This window comes from Peribacillus sp. P4_B1, assembly GCF_056402395.1.
Genome location: NZ_JBFUHM010000012.1, coordinates 74,626 through 91,416 on the forward strand (window position 1 = coordinate 74,626; position 16,791 = coordinate 91,416).

At 41.0% G+C, this 16,791-nt stretch carries 16 protein-coding genes; 10 read left to right on the plus strand and 6 right to left on the minus strand.

Annotated elements, in window-relative coordinates; all coding sequences use genetic code 11:
- Positions 1–2: 2 nt before the first annotated feature.
- The 4 genes from hpaD (at position 3) to AC1DVK_RS09425 (ending at position 3,459) form a co-directional block, all read left to right on the plus strand.
- Positions 3–986: a 3,4-dihydroxyphenylacetate 2,3-dioxygenase gene (hpaD, locus tag AC1DVK_RS09410; protein ID WP_089363227.1), complete on the plus strand. Its 984-nt coding sequence runs from the start codon at positions 3–5 to the stop codon at positions 984–986.
- A 142-nt stretch (positions 987–1,128) separates the two neighbouring features.
- Positions 1,129–1,338, plus strand: coding sequence for a hypothetical protein (locus AC1DVK_RS09415; protein ID WP_477626346.1), 210 nt, complete (start codon positions 1,129–1,131; stop codon positions 1,336–1,338).
- A 212-nt stretch (positions 1,339–1,550) separates the two neighbouring features.
- On the plus strand, positions 1,551–1,892 hold the full coding sequence (locus AC1DVK_RS09420; protein WP_477626347.1) for a DUF485 domain-containing protein: 342 nt from the start codon (positions 1,551–1,553) through the stop codon (positions 1,890–1,892).
- Between the two features lies 1 nt (position 1,893).
- Positions 1,894–3,459, plus strand: coding sequence for a solute symporter family protein (locus AC1DVK_RS09425; protein ID WP_477626348.1), 1,566 nt, complete (start codon positions 1,894–1,896; stop codon positions 3,457–3,459).
- Positions 3,460–3,617: 158 nt separating this feature from the next.
- On the opposite strand, the gene AC1DVK_RS09430 is transcribed toward AC1DVK_RS09425, so the two are convergent.
- Positions 3,618–4,487, minus strand: a complete 870-nt coding sequence (locus AC1DVK_RS09430; RefSeq protein WP_477626349.1) for a LysR family transcriptional regulator — start codon at positions 4,485–4,487, stop codon at positions 3,618–3,620.
- Positions 4,488–4,645: 158 nt separating this feature from the next.
- On the opposite strand from AC1DVK_RS09430, the gene hpaB reads away from it, so the two are divergent.
- Positions 4,646–6,118 carry a 4-hydroxyphenylacetate 3-monooxygenase, oxygenase component gene (hpaB, locus tag AC1DVK_RS09435; RefSeq protein ID WP_477626350.1) on the plus strand — a complete coding sequence of 491 codons (1,473 nt, stop codon included), beginning with the start codon at positions 4,646–4,648 and terminating at the stop codon, positions 6,116–6,118.
- Positions 6,119–6,186: 68 nt separating this feature from the next.
- Here hpaB and AC1DVK_RS09440 read toward each other — a convergent pair whose 3' ends face one another.
- Genes AC1DVK_RS09440 through AC1DVK_RS09450 form a run of 3 tightly spaced genes read right to left on the minus strand, consistent with a single transcriptional unit; the run spans position 6,187 to position 8,161 of the window.
- Positions 6,187–6,570 carry a 5-carboxymethyl-2-hydroxymuconate Delta-isomerase gene (locus AC1DVK_RS09440; RefSeq protein ID WP_089363179.1) on the minus strand — a complete coding sequence of 128 codons (384 nt, stop codon included), beginning with the start codon at positions 6,568–6,570 and terminating at the stop codon, positions 6,187–6,189.
- A 17-nt stretch (positions 6,571–6,587) separates the two neighbouring features.
- On the minus strand, positions 6,588–7,376 hold the full coding sequence (locus AC1DVK_RS09445; protein ID WP_477626351.1) for a fumarylacetoacetate hydrolase family protein: 789 nt from the start codon (positions 7,374–7,376) through the stop codon (positions 6,588–6,590).
- Complete coding sequence (locus AC1DVK_RS09450; RefSeq protein ID WP_410860473.1) at positions 7,373–8,161, minus strand: fumarylacetoacetate hydrolase family protein; 789 nt, start codon at positions 8,159–8,161, stop codon at positions 7,373–7,375. The genes AC1DVK_RS09445 and AC1DVK_RS09450 overlap by 4 nt, the downstream gene beginning before the upstream one ends.
- A 343-nt stretch (positions 8,162–8,504) precedes the next feature.
- Here AC1DVK_RS09450 and asnS point away from each other — a divergent pair, with 343 nt between their 5' ends.
- From asnS to AC1DVK_RS09470, 4 genes are all read left to right on the plus strand, one after another.
- Positions 8,505–9,797 carry an asparagine--tRNA ligase gene (asnS, locus tag AC1DVK_RS09455; protein ID WP_061463836.1) on the plus strand — a complete coding sequence of 431 codons (1,293 nt, stop codon included), beginning with the start codon at positions 8,505–8,507 and terminating at the stop codon, positions 9,795–9,797.
- Positions 9,798–9,913: 116 nt separating this feature from the next.
- Positions 9,914–10,609, plus strand: coding sequence for a DnaD domain-containing protein (locus AC1DVK_RS09460; protein ID WP_089363182.1), 696 nt, complete (start codon positions 9,914–9,916; stop codon positions 10,607–10,609).
- A 22-nt stretch (positions 10,610–10,631) separates the two neighbouring features.
- Complete coding sequence (gene nth / locus AC1DVK_RS09465; protein WP_089363183.1) at positions 10,632–11,288, plus strand: endonuclease III; 657 nt, start codon at positions 10,632–10,634, stop codon at positions 11,286–11,288.
- Positions 11,285–11,821: a YpoC family protein gene (locus AC1DVK_RS09470; RefSeq protein ID WP_477626352.1), complete on the plus strand. Its 537-nt coding sequence runs from the start codon at positions 11,285–11,287 to the stop codon at positions 11,819–11,821. Before nth ends, AC1DVK_RS09470 begins: the two co-directional genes overlap by 4 nt.
- 513 nt (positions 11,822–12,334) lie before the next feature.
- Here the strand turns inward: AC1DVK_RS09470 and AC1DVK_RS09475 are convergent.
- Both AC1DVK_RS09475 and recU read right to left on the minus strand, forming a co-directional pair.
- Positions 12,335–15,052: a PBP1A family penicillin-binding protein gene (locus tag AC1DVK_RS09475; protein ID WP_477626353.1), complete on the minus strand. Its 2,718-nt coding sequence runs from the start codon at positions 15,050–15,052 to the stop codon at positions 12,335–12,337.
- Between the two features lie 27 nt (positions 15,053–15,079).
- Positions 15,080–15,691: a Holliday junction resolvase RecU gene (gene recU, locus AC1DVK_RS09480; protein ID WP_061463832.1), complete on the minus strand. Its 612-nt coding sequence runs from the start codon at positions 15,689–15,691 to the stop codon at positions 15,080–15,082.
- 143 nt (positions 15,692–15,834) lie between these two features.
- Between recU and AC1DVK_RS09485 the strand changes: the two genes are divergently transcribed.
- On the plus strand, positions 15,835–16,782 hold the full coding sequence (locus tag AC1DVK_RS09485) for a DUF2515 family protein (protein ID WP_477626354.1): 948 nt from the start codon (positions 15,835–15,837) through the stop codon (positions 16,780–16,782).
- Positions 16,783–16,791: the final 9 nt, after the last annotated feature.

Consider the following 16,791-nt stretch of genomic DNA (forward strand, 5'->3'; position numbering starts at 1 on the left):
CTATGAATTTTTCTATTATTCGTGTTGCGAGAACGATACTTAATGTAACAGATTTAGACAAATCAAGAGCCTTTTATGTGGATGCTTTAGGTTTTGTTGAAACGGAACGAACAAATGATCACATATATTTACGTGGTTTAGAGGAAGCGCATCATCACTCGCTTATCTTGCAAAAGGCAGAAAAGCCAAGCGTGGAAGTGATAGGATACAAGGTTGAAAAAGAGGAAGATCTTAAAGAATTGGAAACTATTTTCCTTTCCAAGGGAATGAAAATGAAGTGGATGAATGAAGGAACACAGCATGCACTGGGCAAATCACTCCGAGTTCAGGACATTTCAGGCTTGCCAGTGGAATTTTTCAGCAAAATGGATAAAGCCGAGAGATTGCTGCAAAAATTCGATTTGCATAGAGGTTCAAGGGTCCAAAGGATCGATCATGTGAATTGTAGTGTTCCAAATGTGCAAAAAGCCCATGATTTTTATGTGAAAGAATTAGGCTTTGCCTGCTCGGAAGATACTGTCGATGAATCGGGTCAATTATGGGCCACGTGGCTACATAGAAAACAAACGGTCCATGACCAGGCATTCATGAACGGAATCGGCCCAAGACTTCATCATGTAGGCTTCTTTCTGCCAGATCCCCTTGCGCTTATCCATGCGTGTGATGTGCTGGCATCACTCGGATATGCAGGGTCGATCGAACGCGGGCCCGGAAGACATGGCCTATCCAATGCATTCTTCCTATATTTAAGAGATCCTGACGGTCACAGGATCGAATTATACAATGGGGATTACTTAACGTCTGACCCAGATACCGAACCGATTCATTGGAATCTGGATGATCCAAGGCGTCAGACATTCTGGGGGGCAAAAGCTCCGGATTCATGGTTTGATGAGGCTTCTGCTGTCCTTGATATAATATCAGGTCAAGAAGTTTCTCTTGAAGAACCGATACTGGAAAAAAGCAAGCCTGAATTCATCATCTGAATGAAGCGGAGATTAGGGTGAAGGGGCGAGCGTCCCATTAAAACTGACTTGACACTCAAGCATTTATAAGCCAAAAAGCATTGCATTACAGCAAGATTTGAAATTGGCGGTCATGACATTTTTTCCACACGCAAGACAAATCATGGATGGCGATCAACACCCCAACATGACTCCATTAGAGCAAAAAGTAATGCAGGAAATAGGTGTAGGAACCTTTATAGTCGTTAAGGGCCAAGTCTATAAAGAAAGTGCACGCCTACTAAAAGATATGTGGTCTGGGGCAGGGCAGCAGTGGGTACTTACTGCTGCCCTATCTGTAAGCGTCACGGAAGGAATTCGGGTTGTGAATTAAGGAGCAAAAGGAGCCTGACCTTAGAACCTCTTACAGTAGATTTTTTTTATCCCCTGACTTGCAGTTCATTTGAAATCTTTACAATGGCCTTGCATTTGGATGAGGAGGGGAGCCTATATCCCATTGAGGAGAGCTGCTTACAATGGTGAAGATCAAGACTTTTGCTAGGTTACCGTCCTTGGAAATATAAATGCCAGAAGAGGTGTGAAGTGATGGTACAGTTTGAAAAACAAAACCCTGAAGAATCGGAACAAACCAAGCTATTGGATTATGAAAAGATTGTTGTTTCCAAAGAGTTTCAGCAGATGATTTCCGATAAAAAGAAATTTGTCATTCCTTTTACGATTTTTTTTATGGGGTATTCCCTTCTGCTGCCCTTCCTAGTTTTTTACACAGATATCCTGGATCACCCTTTCATCGGAGACATAACATGGGCGTGGGTGTACGGTGTCTCCATTACGGTTATGTCTGTACGGGTTTGCAGCATATATGTAAGGAAATCAGAAAGAATCGATGAACAAATTAAAAAAATCATCGAGAAAGAAGGGCTTTAACATGAATTGGACAGTTATTATTCTATTTGCGCTAATGTCGATAGGCACCCTTTTCATCACGTATTTCGCATCCAAAAAAACTAAAACGGCAGGTTCTTTTTATACGGCAGGGGGCGGGTTGACAGCTAGGCAAAATGGACTCGCATTGGCCGGGGATTTTATGTCTGCTTCAACTTTTTTAGGATTGATTGGGGCATTTTCCCTAACGGGGTATGATGGTTTTTTCCTGATGTATGGGGCACTTGTTTCATTCCTGGTCGTTTTATTCCTAGTGGCTGAACCTTTACGGAACTTAGGAAAATACACATTGGCCGATATGGTGACTACGAGGTTTAAGTATAAACAGGTCCGGGGAGTGACCGCCTTTAATACTCTGGTGATATCAGTCATATACATGCTGGGTCAACTTGTTGCGGCAGGTGCTTTATTTAAATTGCTTTTAGACATCCCGTATAATGCATCTGTTATCATCGTAGGTATTGCAATGTTGGTATTTGTTCTATTTGGAGGGATGACTGCAACGAGTTGGGTGCAAATCATTAAAGCCATCCTGTTAATTGGCGGGGTGTTTATATTATTCATGATTGTCATGTGGAAGTTGAATTTTAATTTCGTCGGAATTTTCTCGGATATGAAAACAGCGACACCTATGGGTGCAGATTATTTGAAGGCAGGTATTAAATATGCCAGTGGTTGGGATGCAGCTTCCTTGTCACTAGGCCTTATTCTAGGAACAGCAGGTCTGCCTCACATTTTAATACGTTTTTTGACTGTCCCGAATGCACAAGTGGCAAGAAAGTCGGTTGTTTGGGTGATGTGGATTATGGGGGCTTTTCACATCATGGTCATTTTTCTCGGGTTCGGTGCAGCGAAGTTGGTTGGAACATCGAATATCATTGCTGCAAACCCAGCAGGGAACATGGCTGCACCATTATTGGCCCAACTTGTGGGCGGGGACATTTTATTCGCCTTTATTGCAGCGGTTTCCTTTGCAACGATACTCGCAGTAGTTGCGGGAATCGTGTTAACAGGTGCTACGGCTTTTTCACATGACTTTTATAATGAAATATTAAAAGATGGAAAAGCGACGGAAAAACAGCAAATGACGATGGCAAGATGGGCTTCCGTAGGTGTGACGGCGCTTGCGATCGTTTTATCATTAGGTCTGCAGGAATTCAATGTAGCGTTTCTAGCATCGATTGCCTTTACATTGGCCGCAAGTTCGAATTTGCCAGTCATCCTTCTTACGATCTATTGGAAAAAATTCAATAAAACCGGTGCAATAGTCGGTATGATGACTGGTCTTTTAGGTACACTTTTGCTCGTAGCCTTAAGTCCAAATGTCTGGAACCCTGTTCCGGGTGCCACCATAATTACAGGTAACCCGATTTTTCCTTTGAATTCACCAGGGATTGTGTCCATTCCGCTTGGGTTCCTCGCATGTTATTTAGGTGCTCTGTTCGGTAACCGCCGGGCAAATTTAAAAACGGTAACAAAAGATAATTTTAATGAAATCCTTGTAAAGTCCAATACTGGACATGACGTTAAGGGTGTTGTGCGACATTGAAGGATGTAAAAGCATACCTGCCCTTGTGAATGAACTGGGAAAAATCAGCCATCTATCTAAAGGTGGTTTCCCCCCTTTTATTGGATAAAATTCAAATCCACACAAAATTGATTGATGAATGAGTATAAATGAAATGAAGATCCATGGATAATGGCAACTCATTCAGAAAAAGTTTCTAGAAATTTGACGGCGCCTTTGGAAAGATAGCGGTCTTCGAGCCATATAAGGGCGGCTTCCGATTTTACTGCACAATCTTTGAATTCGACTATTTTTATACCCTGAGTTGAAAAAGATTTAGAGGTGGTGCGCGGCATGATAGTAGCACCTATTCCTTCTTTCACTAAAGATAATATCATTGCTGCATCAGGACATTCACATACAATGGCAGGTTCAAATCCATGTCTGAAGCATTCATCCACGATAAGTTCATAAGTACCTTGACCGCTAACCCTATGCAGCAATAAAAGGGGAAATTCTTTAATATGTTTAAATTCAATGGAGTCTGGGATATCCCAATCTTTTGGGGTGACAAGCACAAAATCTTCCGGCTGAAGGTTAATCGCTGAGAATTGCTTACCATTAATAGGAAGCCGTACAATGGCCAACTCGATTTCCCTGTTTATTAAGCCTTCCGTCAAACGGAACGTATCTCCTTCCATTAACTTGAAGCGTATGTCAGGGTATTCTGCTCTAAAGGTTCTCATCCTTTGCGGAATGTAAGAAAAGCAAGTTTTTACAGATCCTATGGAAAGAGTGCCCTTTACCCCTTTACTGACTTCCTTCACTTCCAGCAGGGATTCTTCAAACTGGTTTAATAGAGCCTCAGCTTTTTTATATAGGACCTTGCCAGTTTCAGTGAGTTCAAGTTTCTTTCCATTCCGATCGAAAAGCTTTTCACCGATTTCCATTTCCATTAATTTAAGCTGCTGGCTAAGAGGCGGTTGGGCCATATGTAATTTTTTTGCGGCTTTTGTTATTTGTTTTTCCTGAACGATGGTCACAAAATACTTTAACTGCCGGATGTCCATTATATACACCTCATACATATGATTTACATATACATATTGAATTTTTTAAGTATTATATATATATCATAACACATGGTATATTTTGTTATAGGAATTAATTAAATATTTGGGATTTTTTAATTGTAAGCGCTTCATTTATTTTAAAGGGGGATGCAATCATGCCGGCAAAAACAGGTGAAGAATATATTAATAGGGTAGACAACGCAAAGGCGAACGTATGGATAAATGGGGAGCAAGTAAAAGATAAAATCAGTGAACACCCAGCTTTTAAAGGGGTCATGAAAACACAGGCCGAATTATATGACCTCCAGCATGATCCCGGGAAAAAAGATATCATGACTTATATTTCACCAACCACCAATGAAAGTGTAGGGGCCTCATTCATGCAGCCCCGGACTAAGGAAGATCTTGAAAAAAGGAGGAAAATGATTCAAGAATGGGCAAGACATAATAATGGAATGATGGGACGTTCCCCTGATTACATCAACAGTGGGATGATGGCGTATGGTTCTGCGGCGGATATGTTCGGCACTCAGGATTCGGCATTTGCTAAAAATATGAAAGATTACTATGAGCTCTGCCGGGAAATGGATTTATCGTTGACACATACGCTGATTCAACCCCAGGTTAATAGGGGAGTTAGTGCGGCAAAGCTTCCGGACCCTTACATCGCTGCACGGATTGCTGGCAAGGATTCAGAAGGGCTAATTATAAAGGGAGCCAGATTATTAGCTACACAAGGCGGAATTACGGATGAAATCATGGTTTTTCCTTCAACGTTGCTTAAACAATCAGAAGAAGAAAACCCTTATGCATTCGCATTCTCCATACCGAATAATACACCGGGGGTAAAATTCATCTGTCGTGAATCATTCGACTATGGCAAATCAAATTTTGACCATCCACTTGGCTCACGATTTGAGGAAATGGATACTATAATCGTTTTTGATGATGTAGTCGTTCCTTGGAACCGGGTATTCGCATATGGGGATGTCGRCATTTGCAACCAGGCTTATAATGAAAGCAATGCGGTTGTTCATATGACCCATCAGGTGGTATCGAAGAATATTGTCAAAACCGAGTTCATTCTGGGTATTTTGCAACTAATGGTGGAAACGATCAATATTGGGCAATACCAGCATGTTCAGGAGAAAATTTCGGAAGTCATCATAGCACTTGAAACGGTAAAAGCTTTCATTACAGCTTCGGAGGCAAACGCAAAAGTGGATAAGTGGGGAATAATGACACCAGATTTCACACCGTTAAACATTGCCCGTAATTATTATCCAAAGATTTACCCTAGATTCAGTGAAATCATGCAGCTTCTTGGGGCTAGTGGCTTAATGGCGATACCAAATGAAGCAGATTTCAATTCGGAGCTTCGACCGGATTTGGATAAATACCTTCAATCCGCTACTGGCGGGGCGTATGACAGGGTTAAACTGTATCGTCTCGCATGGGATGTATGCATGAGTTCATTTGGAACTAGGCAAACACTATATGAGCGCTTCTTTTTTGGGGATCCGGTTCGCATGGCCAGCGCTTTATATTCTGGCTATGATAAACAGGAATATGTGGACCGTGTCAAGGAGTTCTTAAACCGTGCTGAAAATCTTGCAGAAATCAACTGAGCCCTGTAGCAGTATGTAACCATAAAGGCCTTCCCGATGCTCAGGAAGGCCTTTAAATATGAAATCTTTTATTTAAATCGGTTATGGATATTATTCTTTTTATATGTGCCAAAATCACTGAATTCCGTAAGCTCCATGGAAAGGGCAAGATATCTCTTTGAGAAGAGGGCTGCCAAATGGGACTCCAGCGTTTCAAAAAGGTGGTCACATACTTTGGTTTTATCCTTGTCATGGCGTCCAGCGCCTATTTTTAGTATGGCATGAACAAAGGCATCATCCTCTGAACCATCGGCAACACGATAATGCTTTAATTCAATGGCTCGAGATCGAATGCCGCCAATTGGAAAGATGGAAGGATAGGAGATTAATACATCATTCACTTTCTTTAACAAACCGTCAATCTGGAGTTCATCTTTGATATTATCGGTATATTCTATAATTATATGAGGCATGTGATCCTTCCCTTCCGTTAATTATGAATTTTTAAATGCGACCGATCCCCGTCTTCTCTAAATATATCGTCCCCGACTATTGTGCTAACGAGTTTTCCGATACCTTCAATTTCAGTGGTGATTTCATCACCTACAGCAGTATCCGCCAATCCTTCGGGTGTGCCTGTCAATATGATATCGCCTGGACTCAATGTCATGAAGCCGCTGAAATATTCAATTAAATCAGCAATGCTGAATATCATGTCTTTCGTGTTGCCTTCCTGAGTCAATTTTTCGTTGACGTATGTCTTGATGGAAAGATTCGAAGGATCTGGAATATCTTCGGCATCCACTAGCCACGGTCCAATTGGGGTGCAGGTATCGCGACTTTTGACCTTTAAGTTTGGCCGGTAGTAATTCTCCAGATAATCCCGTATTGCATAATCATTTGCAATGGTATATCCACTTACATACTTAAAGGCGTCTACTTTTTTTATGTTCTTCGCCTTTTTACCGATGACGACTGCCAGTTCACATTCATAATGCATATAAGATGCATCAGAAGGCCGTCTTGTCTGTCCACGGTGCCCGATAAAGGTATTTGGCCCTTTTAAGAACGCAAGGGGTTCTTCCGGGGCTTTAAAAGCCAGCTCCTTCGCATGGTCGGCATAATTCAAGCCAAGCGCGAATACAGTACGGGGTTCCACCGGGGGAAGCCAGACAACATCTTGCTCATCGACAATCCGGCCATCCGTCAATTGGAGCCGGCCATTATATTCACTTGCTAGATGTATGGCACCTGCATAGGCTACACGGGCTCTCTTCATAAAACCCCCTCCTTTGATAGCTTTACTTCCGAAATGATTGTATTTTCCAAATATCCGATTTCGTCAATTTCAATTCTAATATGATCATCGGCTTTTGCCAGTGGTGCATTCTCAGGAACCCCAACTAGAAGGACGTCACCCGAATTCAGAGTCATGAAGTCTGTTACATCCTCAATGAGGTGGGAAATGGAGCGAATTAGATTTACGGTTGAATTTTCTTGCCTGAGCTCCCCATTTATAAATACACGGATTCCTAATGAATCGGGGTTGGATATGGATTCCTTGGATACGACCCAGGGACCGATCGGGCAAAATCCATCTCGGGCTTTATAACGGATCGCAGGACGGTAAACGCTTTCATGCGGAATGCTAATATCATTGACGATCGTAAAACCTTCTATATAATCCGATGCATGTTCTTTCTTGACCCTAGTGGCCGTTTTATTGATCACTATTCCAAGGGCCGCCCCGATTTCCAATTCAGGTATACCATTTGGAAGGGGAACTGGAGTTGAAAAAGAAGAAAACGTGTTTCTAGGTTTAATATAAAGGATCGGCCCTTTAGGAGGCTCATTATAAGGAGGGTGGCCGATCTTTTCCTTCAATGCCTCCAATGATCCTTTATAGTTTAATAATGTCCCATATACAGTCCCTGAAATAGGGATATCCAACTTTATTTGGGATACATCGTATTTATCACCGTTCATTAATATATAACCGTTCGACAATATATCCATTTCTTCCGAATAATCTGACTTCTTAAGTTTCACTCTTGCTTTTGCCATGGACAATCCCCCCTTGATTTTTTATTAATCATATATGATATCGTATATGATTTTTTGTTTAAGTTCAACATTTTTAGATTATTCAGTATAATCAGGTAAAAATTGTTAAGGGAAAGGTTGGTTTCAACAGAAAAATGCCTTGAACATTTAGTTAGGATGGAGCAAATACCATATCAACAAATTCGTTAGTGAAAAAGTGTGCAATATGGCGGATACACCTCGATAAATTGATAAAGTGATATAAAAGGCATGCAACCTGATTTATTTGCTTGTAAGCAGGGCAATGGGTATAATAAGTAGAGTAAATTCCTAGTGAGTTAAGCTATTTTTGGAGGGAAATCCCGTGAAAATTACAATAAAAGATGCTAGCAAATTCGTCGATCAAGAAGTTACCATTGGAGGCTGGCTTGCCAGCAAACGTTCCAGTGGTAAAATTGCATTCCTTCAAATCCGTGATGGCTCAGGTTTCATTCAAGGTGTCGTCGTGAAAGCTGATGTGGGTGAAGAAATTTTTGCACGTGCGAAATCGGTTTCGCAAGAGACATCCTTGTATGTAACAGGTGTCATTCAAAAGGATGAACGCTCGCCGTTCGGTTTTGAGTTACAAGTGAAAGATATTGAAATCATTCATGAATCATTGGATTATCCCATTACACCTAAAGCACATGGTCCTGAATTCTTAATGGATAACCGCCATTTGTGGCTGCGTTCAAAACGACAGCATGCAGTCATGAAAATCCGGAATGAAATAATCCGTGCTACATATGAATTCTTTAATGAAGAAGGTTTCGTTAAAGTCGATCCCCCAATTTTAACAGGAAGCGCACCAGAGGGAACTAGTGAATTGTTCGCCACTAAATACTTTGATGAGGATGCATACCTTTCACAAAGTGGTCAGCTTTATATGGAAGCGGCAGCAATGGCACTAGGGAAGGTATTTTCCTTTGGACCTACTTTCAGGGCGGAAAAATCCAAAACAAGACGGCATTTAATCGAGTTCTGGATGATTGAACCAGAAATGGCTTTCATCGAATTCAAAGAAAATCTGGAGGTTCAGGAACAATTCGTATCTTCCATCATCCAATCTGTTTTGAAAAACTGTCAGCTTGAGTTGAATACGCTGGGCCGTGACACAGCGAAGCTTGAACAAATTAAAGCTCCATTCCCTCGTATTACATATGATGAAGCCATAAAGTTCCTTCATGAACAAGGATTTGATGATATCCAATGGGGTGATGATTTTGGAGCACCGCACGAAACTGCGATAGCAGAAAGTTATGATAAGCCAGTCTTCATAACTCATTATCCAACCAAAATCAAACCTTTTTATATGCAGCCTGCTCCTGACAGGGAAGAAGTCGTTCTTTGTGCCGATTTGATTGCTCCGGAAGGGTACGGAGAAATAATTGGCGGCTCGGAGCGGATTCATGATCAGGAATTGCTTGAACAGAGAATCAATGAGCATGGCTTGAGCGAAGATGCTTACAAATGGTATATGGAATTAAGAAAATACGGATCTGTACCGCATTCAGGCTTCGGTTTGGGGTTAGAACGTACCGTTGCTTGGATCAGTGGTGTTGAACATGTCCGTGAAACCATTCCGTTCCCACGTCTATTAAATCGTTTATATCCTTGATCTCGTAATGAAGCGGTTATCTTGCCAAATTGGGCAGATAACCGTTTTTTGTTAAAATTATAAGCTTATTAGGGGAGCCATATTCATGTTATACTTAATCAGAGGTGTCCAATAACATGAATAAAGAACATTTATATGCGTGGTTTAAGGAAGGAACGATAACGATTCCATCCTTTTTGTTGACTAACTATAAGACAATGGGACTGAATGAACAAGAAATGGTCCTATTATTACAATTGCAAAGCTTTATCGATAAAGGTAACCATTTCCCTGCACCATCCCAACTATCTGACCGAATGACATTACAGGAAACGGAATGTCTATTCTTAATCCAGCGTTTGGTTCAAAGGGGATTTGTTGAAATGGTGGTTGAAGGAAGTCAAGAAATCGGACAGGAAAAATATTCGTTGGCTCCACTTTATGAAAAAATGATGGACTGCTTCTTAAAAACTTTGAAACAGTCAGAGTCAGCTGAGGTCCAAAAAGCGGGAGAGAGCCTTTATACGATTTTTGAACAGGAGTTCGGCCGCCCTTTATCTCCATTTGAATGTGAAACATTGGCAATGTGGATGGAGGACGACCATCAACCTGAAATCATTAAGACAGCTCTTAGGGAGTCAGTCATTTCCGGTAAATTGAATTTCCGATACATTGATCGAATTTTGTTCGAGTGGAAAAAGAATGGAATTAAAACCTTGGAACAGGCAAGGGAGCAAGGAAAAAAATTTAGAGTGCATCAAAAAAGAGACCGAAAAACGGAAACTACACAACCATTGAAAGATGTGCCCTTTTATAACTGGCTCGAGCAGTAATGTAAATTGAAGGAGAACCAATATGTTGAATAAAGCTCAAGTTCGATATTGTCTGGATACAATGGGGGAAATGTTTCCAGATGCCCATTGTGAGCTGAATCACTCCAATCCATTTGAATTGGTGATTGCTGTTGCTCTGTCAGCTCAATGTACGGATGTATTAGTGAATAAAGTTACGAAGGATTTATTTCAAAAATATAAAAGGCCTGAGGATTACATAAGCGTTCCGGTAGAAGAGTTGGAAAATGACATTCGCTCAATCGGTTTGTTTCGTAACAAGGCTAAGAACATTCAAAAGTTGTCGCGAATGCTGATCGAAGAATACGGTAAGGAAGTTCCCAGGGATCGTGATGAGCTTGTTAAATTGCCTGGCGTGGGCAGAAAGACGGCGAATGTAGTCGTTTCAGTTGCGTATGATGTGCCAGCGATAGCTGTAGATACCCATGTAGAGAGGGTTTCCAAGCGCCTGGGATTATGCCGATGGAAGGATAGTGTCCTCGATGTTGAGAAAACGTTGATGGCTAAGATACCGAAGGATGAATGGTCCGTTACGCATCACCGTCTGATATTCTTTGGACGCTATCATTGCAAGGCCCAGTCACCAAGATGTGAAACCTGCCCACTCCTAGAAGTATGCCGTGAAGGAAAAAAAAGAATGAAAAGGAAAGAAGCCAATTGACGCAGTCCATATCATTAAAAGTCCCGGCCGAATTGGACCATCCGTTCTTTTTCCCTGAAAAGGAAACCATTTTGGAAAAAGAATGCTATACAGGATGGAATGGATCAATCCCATTCGAGGCTTTCCCGTATGAGATACTTTATTATAATAATGTAGTGTCGTATGCTCCTTGGACCAAGGGGGCAAAGCATATAAAGGAACTACTGGAAAAATGGAAGGGAATAGATACTGAATGCAGCATACTATTTTCAGAGCGAAAAGCGGGAAGGACCTTGGGACTCATGAAGCAGGGTATCGGTTTATTTTTAAATGCAGTCTTCTGGATGCATGGAAAGCCAGTGGTATTGAGTGACTGCCGAGTGCAAATAGAGTCCTTTCATAATATTCCGGTGAACGCGGCTGAAAGGATTTCTTTCATCCTTGCAAGACCCGCTTCTTTCCATTCTTATAGACAACTTAGTGAGTTATTCCGAGAATTTGAGAAACTATATGTGAAGCTCATGATCATTAATAAGAATAAAAGAAACGTCTAAGCTTTTAGCTTAGACGCAGACTGTAGACAAACTCGATAAAAAATTGAGTTTGTCTACAGTTTTTTTGAGGGTTTGTAATTTAAACATTGATTGGAACGTAGGGAACCCGCTTTCCGCGGGAGGTCCGCCCTCGGCGCCCTTTGCACCTGCGGGGTCTCCATTGGACACGCTTTTCCCGCAGGTGTCACGCACACCTGTTCCAATCAACTTTTTTTTAACATTTAGACAGAACCCCGTTTGCCAACAGTCTTTTTTGTTTTAAAAGAAGAACTTGAGGTGAAAGTATTCCAAGGTAGGACGCCTAAGTATAGATCCAGTTATTTGTACAAACTGACATTCATTAAATATACCTTGGTATTCGCGTTGGCCAACTGGGCTTGCCGAGGGCCAGAAAAGGTCTTTCTCTATAACTGCTTCAAATCCAATAAAAAATGAAAAAGGTTTCGGAATGTACTCATTCCGAAACCTTTTTGTCTACAAGCTGCTCTAGCATTTAGCTTAGACGTTTAATAGTCAATCTTTGTTTTCTTTATCCTTGTCTTTCTCTTTTTCTGGTTCAGGAGCCGGGTTAGGGTCAGGGGTTTCGCCTGGTTTTTCTTCTTCTACAGTCCCAGGGTCGGTGATAATATCCCCACCTCCAACGACTTCATCATCCTTATTGCCTGTTCCATCATCAGTATTGTTTCCATTTCCATTATTATCAGTGTTTCCATTATCAATTCCATTTCCGTTGTTGCCGTTGTTGCCGTTGTTATTTTTATCTTCGTCTTGCTTATCTTCTTCGCCCTCAGCAGGAGTTTCTTGTTCTGGATTTTCACCCTCTGCCGGATCTTTGATCTCCTCGTCAGTACCCTTAGGATCTTCCGCTTCTGCAGGGATTTCGACCGATGTACTGGCAGGATCACTTTGTTGGTTATCCACTATGGCTACCACTGAGAAAGTATATTTACTTCCAGGGGTTGGATTAGGGATCGTTAAACTAGTATCCTTCGATTTTTTTAACACGCTCTGTGCTCCGCCATCAACGGACATCATAACCTCGAATTTGGCATTACCTTTAGGATATGACCATGATAGATTGATTTCATTACTTTCCTTATCGTAAGAAGCGTTAATGCCAGGTGAATCGACTTTCTCATATTCTGTCGTCACTTGTGTTGGCTCGTGACCTTTAACATAATATTCATAAGTGATTTTATCGCTTGGTGTATATTGATTGGCTTTAACAGCTGGATTGGAACCTTTTATGATTCCAACCTTCACAACACTGTCAGGTTGATTAAAGTCTTTCGTTTCTTTTGACTGAGCCATATGTTCCATCAAGTTCTTGAAAATTGATTTAGGGATCCTTTGAGATGAATCGCCAAGATATTCCATTTTATTGCCTGGTGCATTATCATATCCAGCCCATACTGCGACTGTATAATTGGTTGTATAACCCGCCATCCAGCTATCTTTTACACCGGATGTTGGGATGTTGTTCCGTGCACGCTGGTCAGGCGTGAAATTGGTTGAACCCGTTTTACCGGCTACTGGAAGATTAGGTATATTGGCTAGCCTTCCTGTTCCATAAGGTTCTTTAATGACGCTCTTCAACATGTCCGTCACGATGAAAGCCGTGGAATCTTTCATGACCGGTTTCGATTCCGTCTTGTTTTTGATGGTGGTTTTGTCACGTAAAACAATCTTTGTCACACTATGCGGTTTATTATAAATACCGTTGTTTCCAAATGAACTGTATGCACCGGCAAGTTCAAGCGTAGAAACGTCTTGACCGCCTCCAATTGCAGCAGATTCACTTATTTCATTCTTGAAAGGCATGCCAAGGTCAACGGCAAAATCACGCGCCCGGTCCAAGCCGACTGCTTGAAGCGTCTTTAAGGCAGGGATATTTAATGACCGTGCTAGTGCTTCGCGAGCTGTTACAGTACCATAATGTCTCCCGGAAGCATTTTTAAGCGGTGTTCCATCACTGTAGGTATATTCCTCATCTTTGATTGGATGGTAGGTGGACCAATTTAAATATTCTACGGCAGGACCATAATCCAGAATTGGCTTAATGGTCGAACCAGGTGAACGCTTGGCGTCCGTTGCATAATTCCAGCCGCGTTTAACCGTCGTGTTCCTGCCGCCGCCAACTGCTTTAATTTCACCAGTTTCAGTATCTAGTAAGGTGACTCCAGCTTGGAGATCTTTACTTGGATAATTGACGATCTCATTACTGTTCAACATTTTATAGACATATTCTTGGGCATCTTTATCAATGGTCGTATGGATTTCCAAACCATCGGTAAAGACGTTATAGTCACCCATTTGTCCGACTTCCTCAATGACCAAATCGATGAATGCATCATAAGCAGTCGTGTCTTTTTTGCTTTTATCGATTTCTTGAAGTCCTTCTGTTATATCGATGCTTTGTGCATTTTTCATTTCCTGTTCAGTGATATATCCATGTTTATTCATTAAGTGAAGGACAATATCACGGCGTTCTTTCGCGCGTTCTGGGTGTAAATAAGGGTTATAACGGCTTGGGCTTTGCGGTAAACCTACAAGCATGGCCACTTCATTCAATTTCAATTCGCTTAGTTCTTTTCCATAATAAGTATGGGAAGCAGTTAATATCCCGTTTGCACGGTTTGCAAAGAAAATCTTATTCACATACATTTCGAAAATTTCTTGTTTTGTATATTTTCTTTCCAGCTGTATGGCTAGCCACATTTCCTGGACTTTCCTTTTAATGGTCTTATCAGGTGTTAAATAAGAACGTTTGATAACCTGCTGCGTCAATGTACTTGCACCCTCTGAGCCGAATCCGTGTTTGAAGTTGGCTATGACGGCACTGCCCAGACGCAAGAAATCCACCCCGTGGTGTTTATAAAAGCGTGAATCTTCCGTAGCCAGGAAAGCATCTTCGACACGTTTGGGAATGTCTTCATAATTTACATAATCCCGGTTTTCTGTTCCAACTTCGGCTAGCAATTTACCATTTTCATCAAGAATTTTGGATGTGACTGGATCTTTTAAAAGCTTTTCATCAAGTTTTGGAGCATCGCTTATAAAGTAAGCCATTGCAGCTCCTCCGCCAACCAAGCCTATAATTCCGATTGTAACAAGTATAAGGAAAATGCGCTTAAGCATATTGGTTGGCTTCTTAGGACCTTTGTTCGGTTCCTTTTTTTGTGTCTGCCCCTGCTTTCGGCGTTCTTCTCTAGTATTATATTTTTCAGCCATTACAGCTAACCTGCCTTTCTAAAAAAACTAAAAATTTTCTGAGATGAGCGAATCTACTACTTTAATATAGTCAATTCTCGGTTGAAAGCCAAGAGTAATCTTTCGTGAACAGCTTTCAACTTCTTGAAGAGTTATAGATTTGCGTCCGCCGTCTTTCATTCTCTTCCAATAAAAACTAAGTTGTTCAGAACCCATTAAATATATATCATCCATTGCGGAAAACCGGATGATGACAAATGCAATTCCGTCATGCTGAACGATGTGTTTCATATGTTCAATTTGATGGTCATGAAAATTTTTCAGAGGGAACGAACTGCTGTTTTTCGTTTCCTTTGCCTCAAAATCAATGTACTTTCCTTTATAAACACCATTGTAATCGGTGGTCGATGCTTGTTTGAAGTAGGCTTCTTTAATGACTGCAGCACTTCTCTTCGGATAATGGACATCAACAATTTGAATGGGTGTCGGTTTTTTATGAATGACGGCAATACCGTGTGCTAAATAAAACTGATTGGTTTCGTTCAAATCGTCTTCCAATGTTTTTCCCCGGTTGCTATAACTGATTTTTTTTAGTGGGCTTTTCTTTTCTTCCAAAGCCTGCGGTACAAATCTTCGTCCATTGGGATAATGAAATGCCACTTTTACCCCTCCTTTTTTTCACTTATCTATATTAGCAAAAAAAGAATCCAATATGTGAATAAAAAGAATTGTTTCTTTGAACGATAGGATTTATGTACAACTAAATGTCACAATTAATCGCTATGGAAAGGATGGACACATAGATGCAAGTGTTGAATACGGAAAAGCAAATGCTCCATTCCATAAAAGTCCAAACCGCGAAAGGGAATAGGGATAATATATCAAGAACAAAGGCATATGAACAATTTTTCAAAAACCACCCAGAAATACAATGGTCTTTTTTAGCCGGGATGGTTTCTAGAAATGCAGGCTGGAATATGTGTGACCTTGAAGGAATATGGTATTCCCATTTGCTTAGCCTTAAATACAGGCATCACCTATTCCTAACTTATGAAGAAGCCAATTGGAGAATATTCCAGGATGCGTATCCTCAATTGCTTCTCTATCATTATTCGACGAAGTATGGGCGTCCAATGTTTCATTTATGTCCTTATTTTTTTATTACTGAATTCATGACGAACGAATGGTATTCCTTTTGGAAACATGGAAATCGTGAAAAGTTAGTCACTGCGCTTATAATAAATGAACAAAACGTCATTGAAAAGCCTGTTATTAAAAAGCAAACTTTCGTTTTTCATTCTATATTATTTTTCCTGCAGGACTGGATGCATTTTAGCACTGTATTATTTCCTACCTGCAATGGTAGGCTGTATGGTTCGTCCGTTTCGAATTTTAGAAATATCGATAAAAGGATTGAATTGGGGAAAAGGTTGGCCGGCCTTTTATTTTCTGAAGATTTATTTCCGTTATTTTATGAATTTTCCTGCAGGACTGAACCAACCGGGGCTAGATTTGATTACGAACAATATCGAAAAAAGCCTAGGTACCATGAAACACCGATGCTGAGGGGAGTTTATCCATTGATTCATCATCAAGCAGGGGGGACAGAGCAATGGGATGTGAATAAAAGGATTAAAAAAGATTGGTTTATTGAACCCCAATGGGAGGAAGACCCGGAATTGACCGATTGGTATGACCATAAACAAAAGCAGCTGCACACCGCTGCAATGATCAAAAAGTGGTTTTTTTAAAAGGAAACA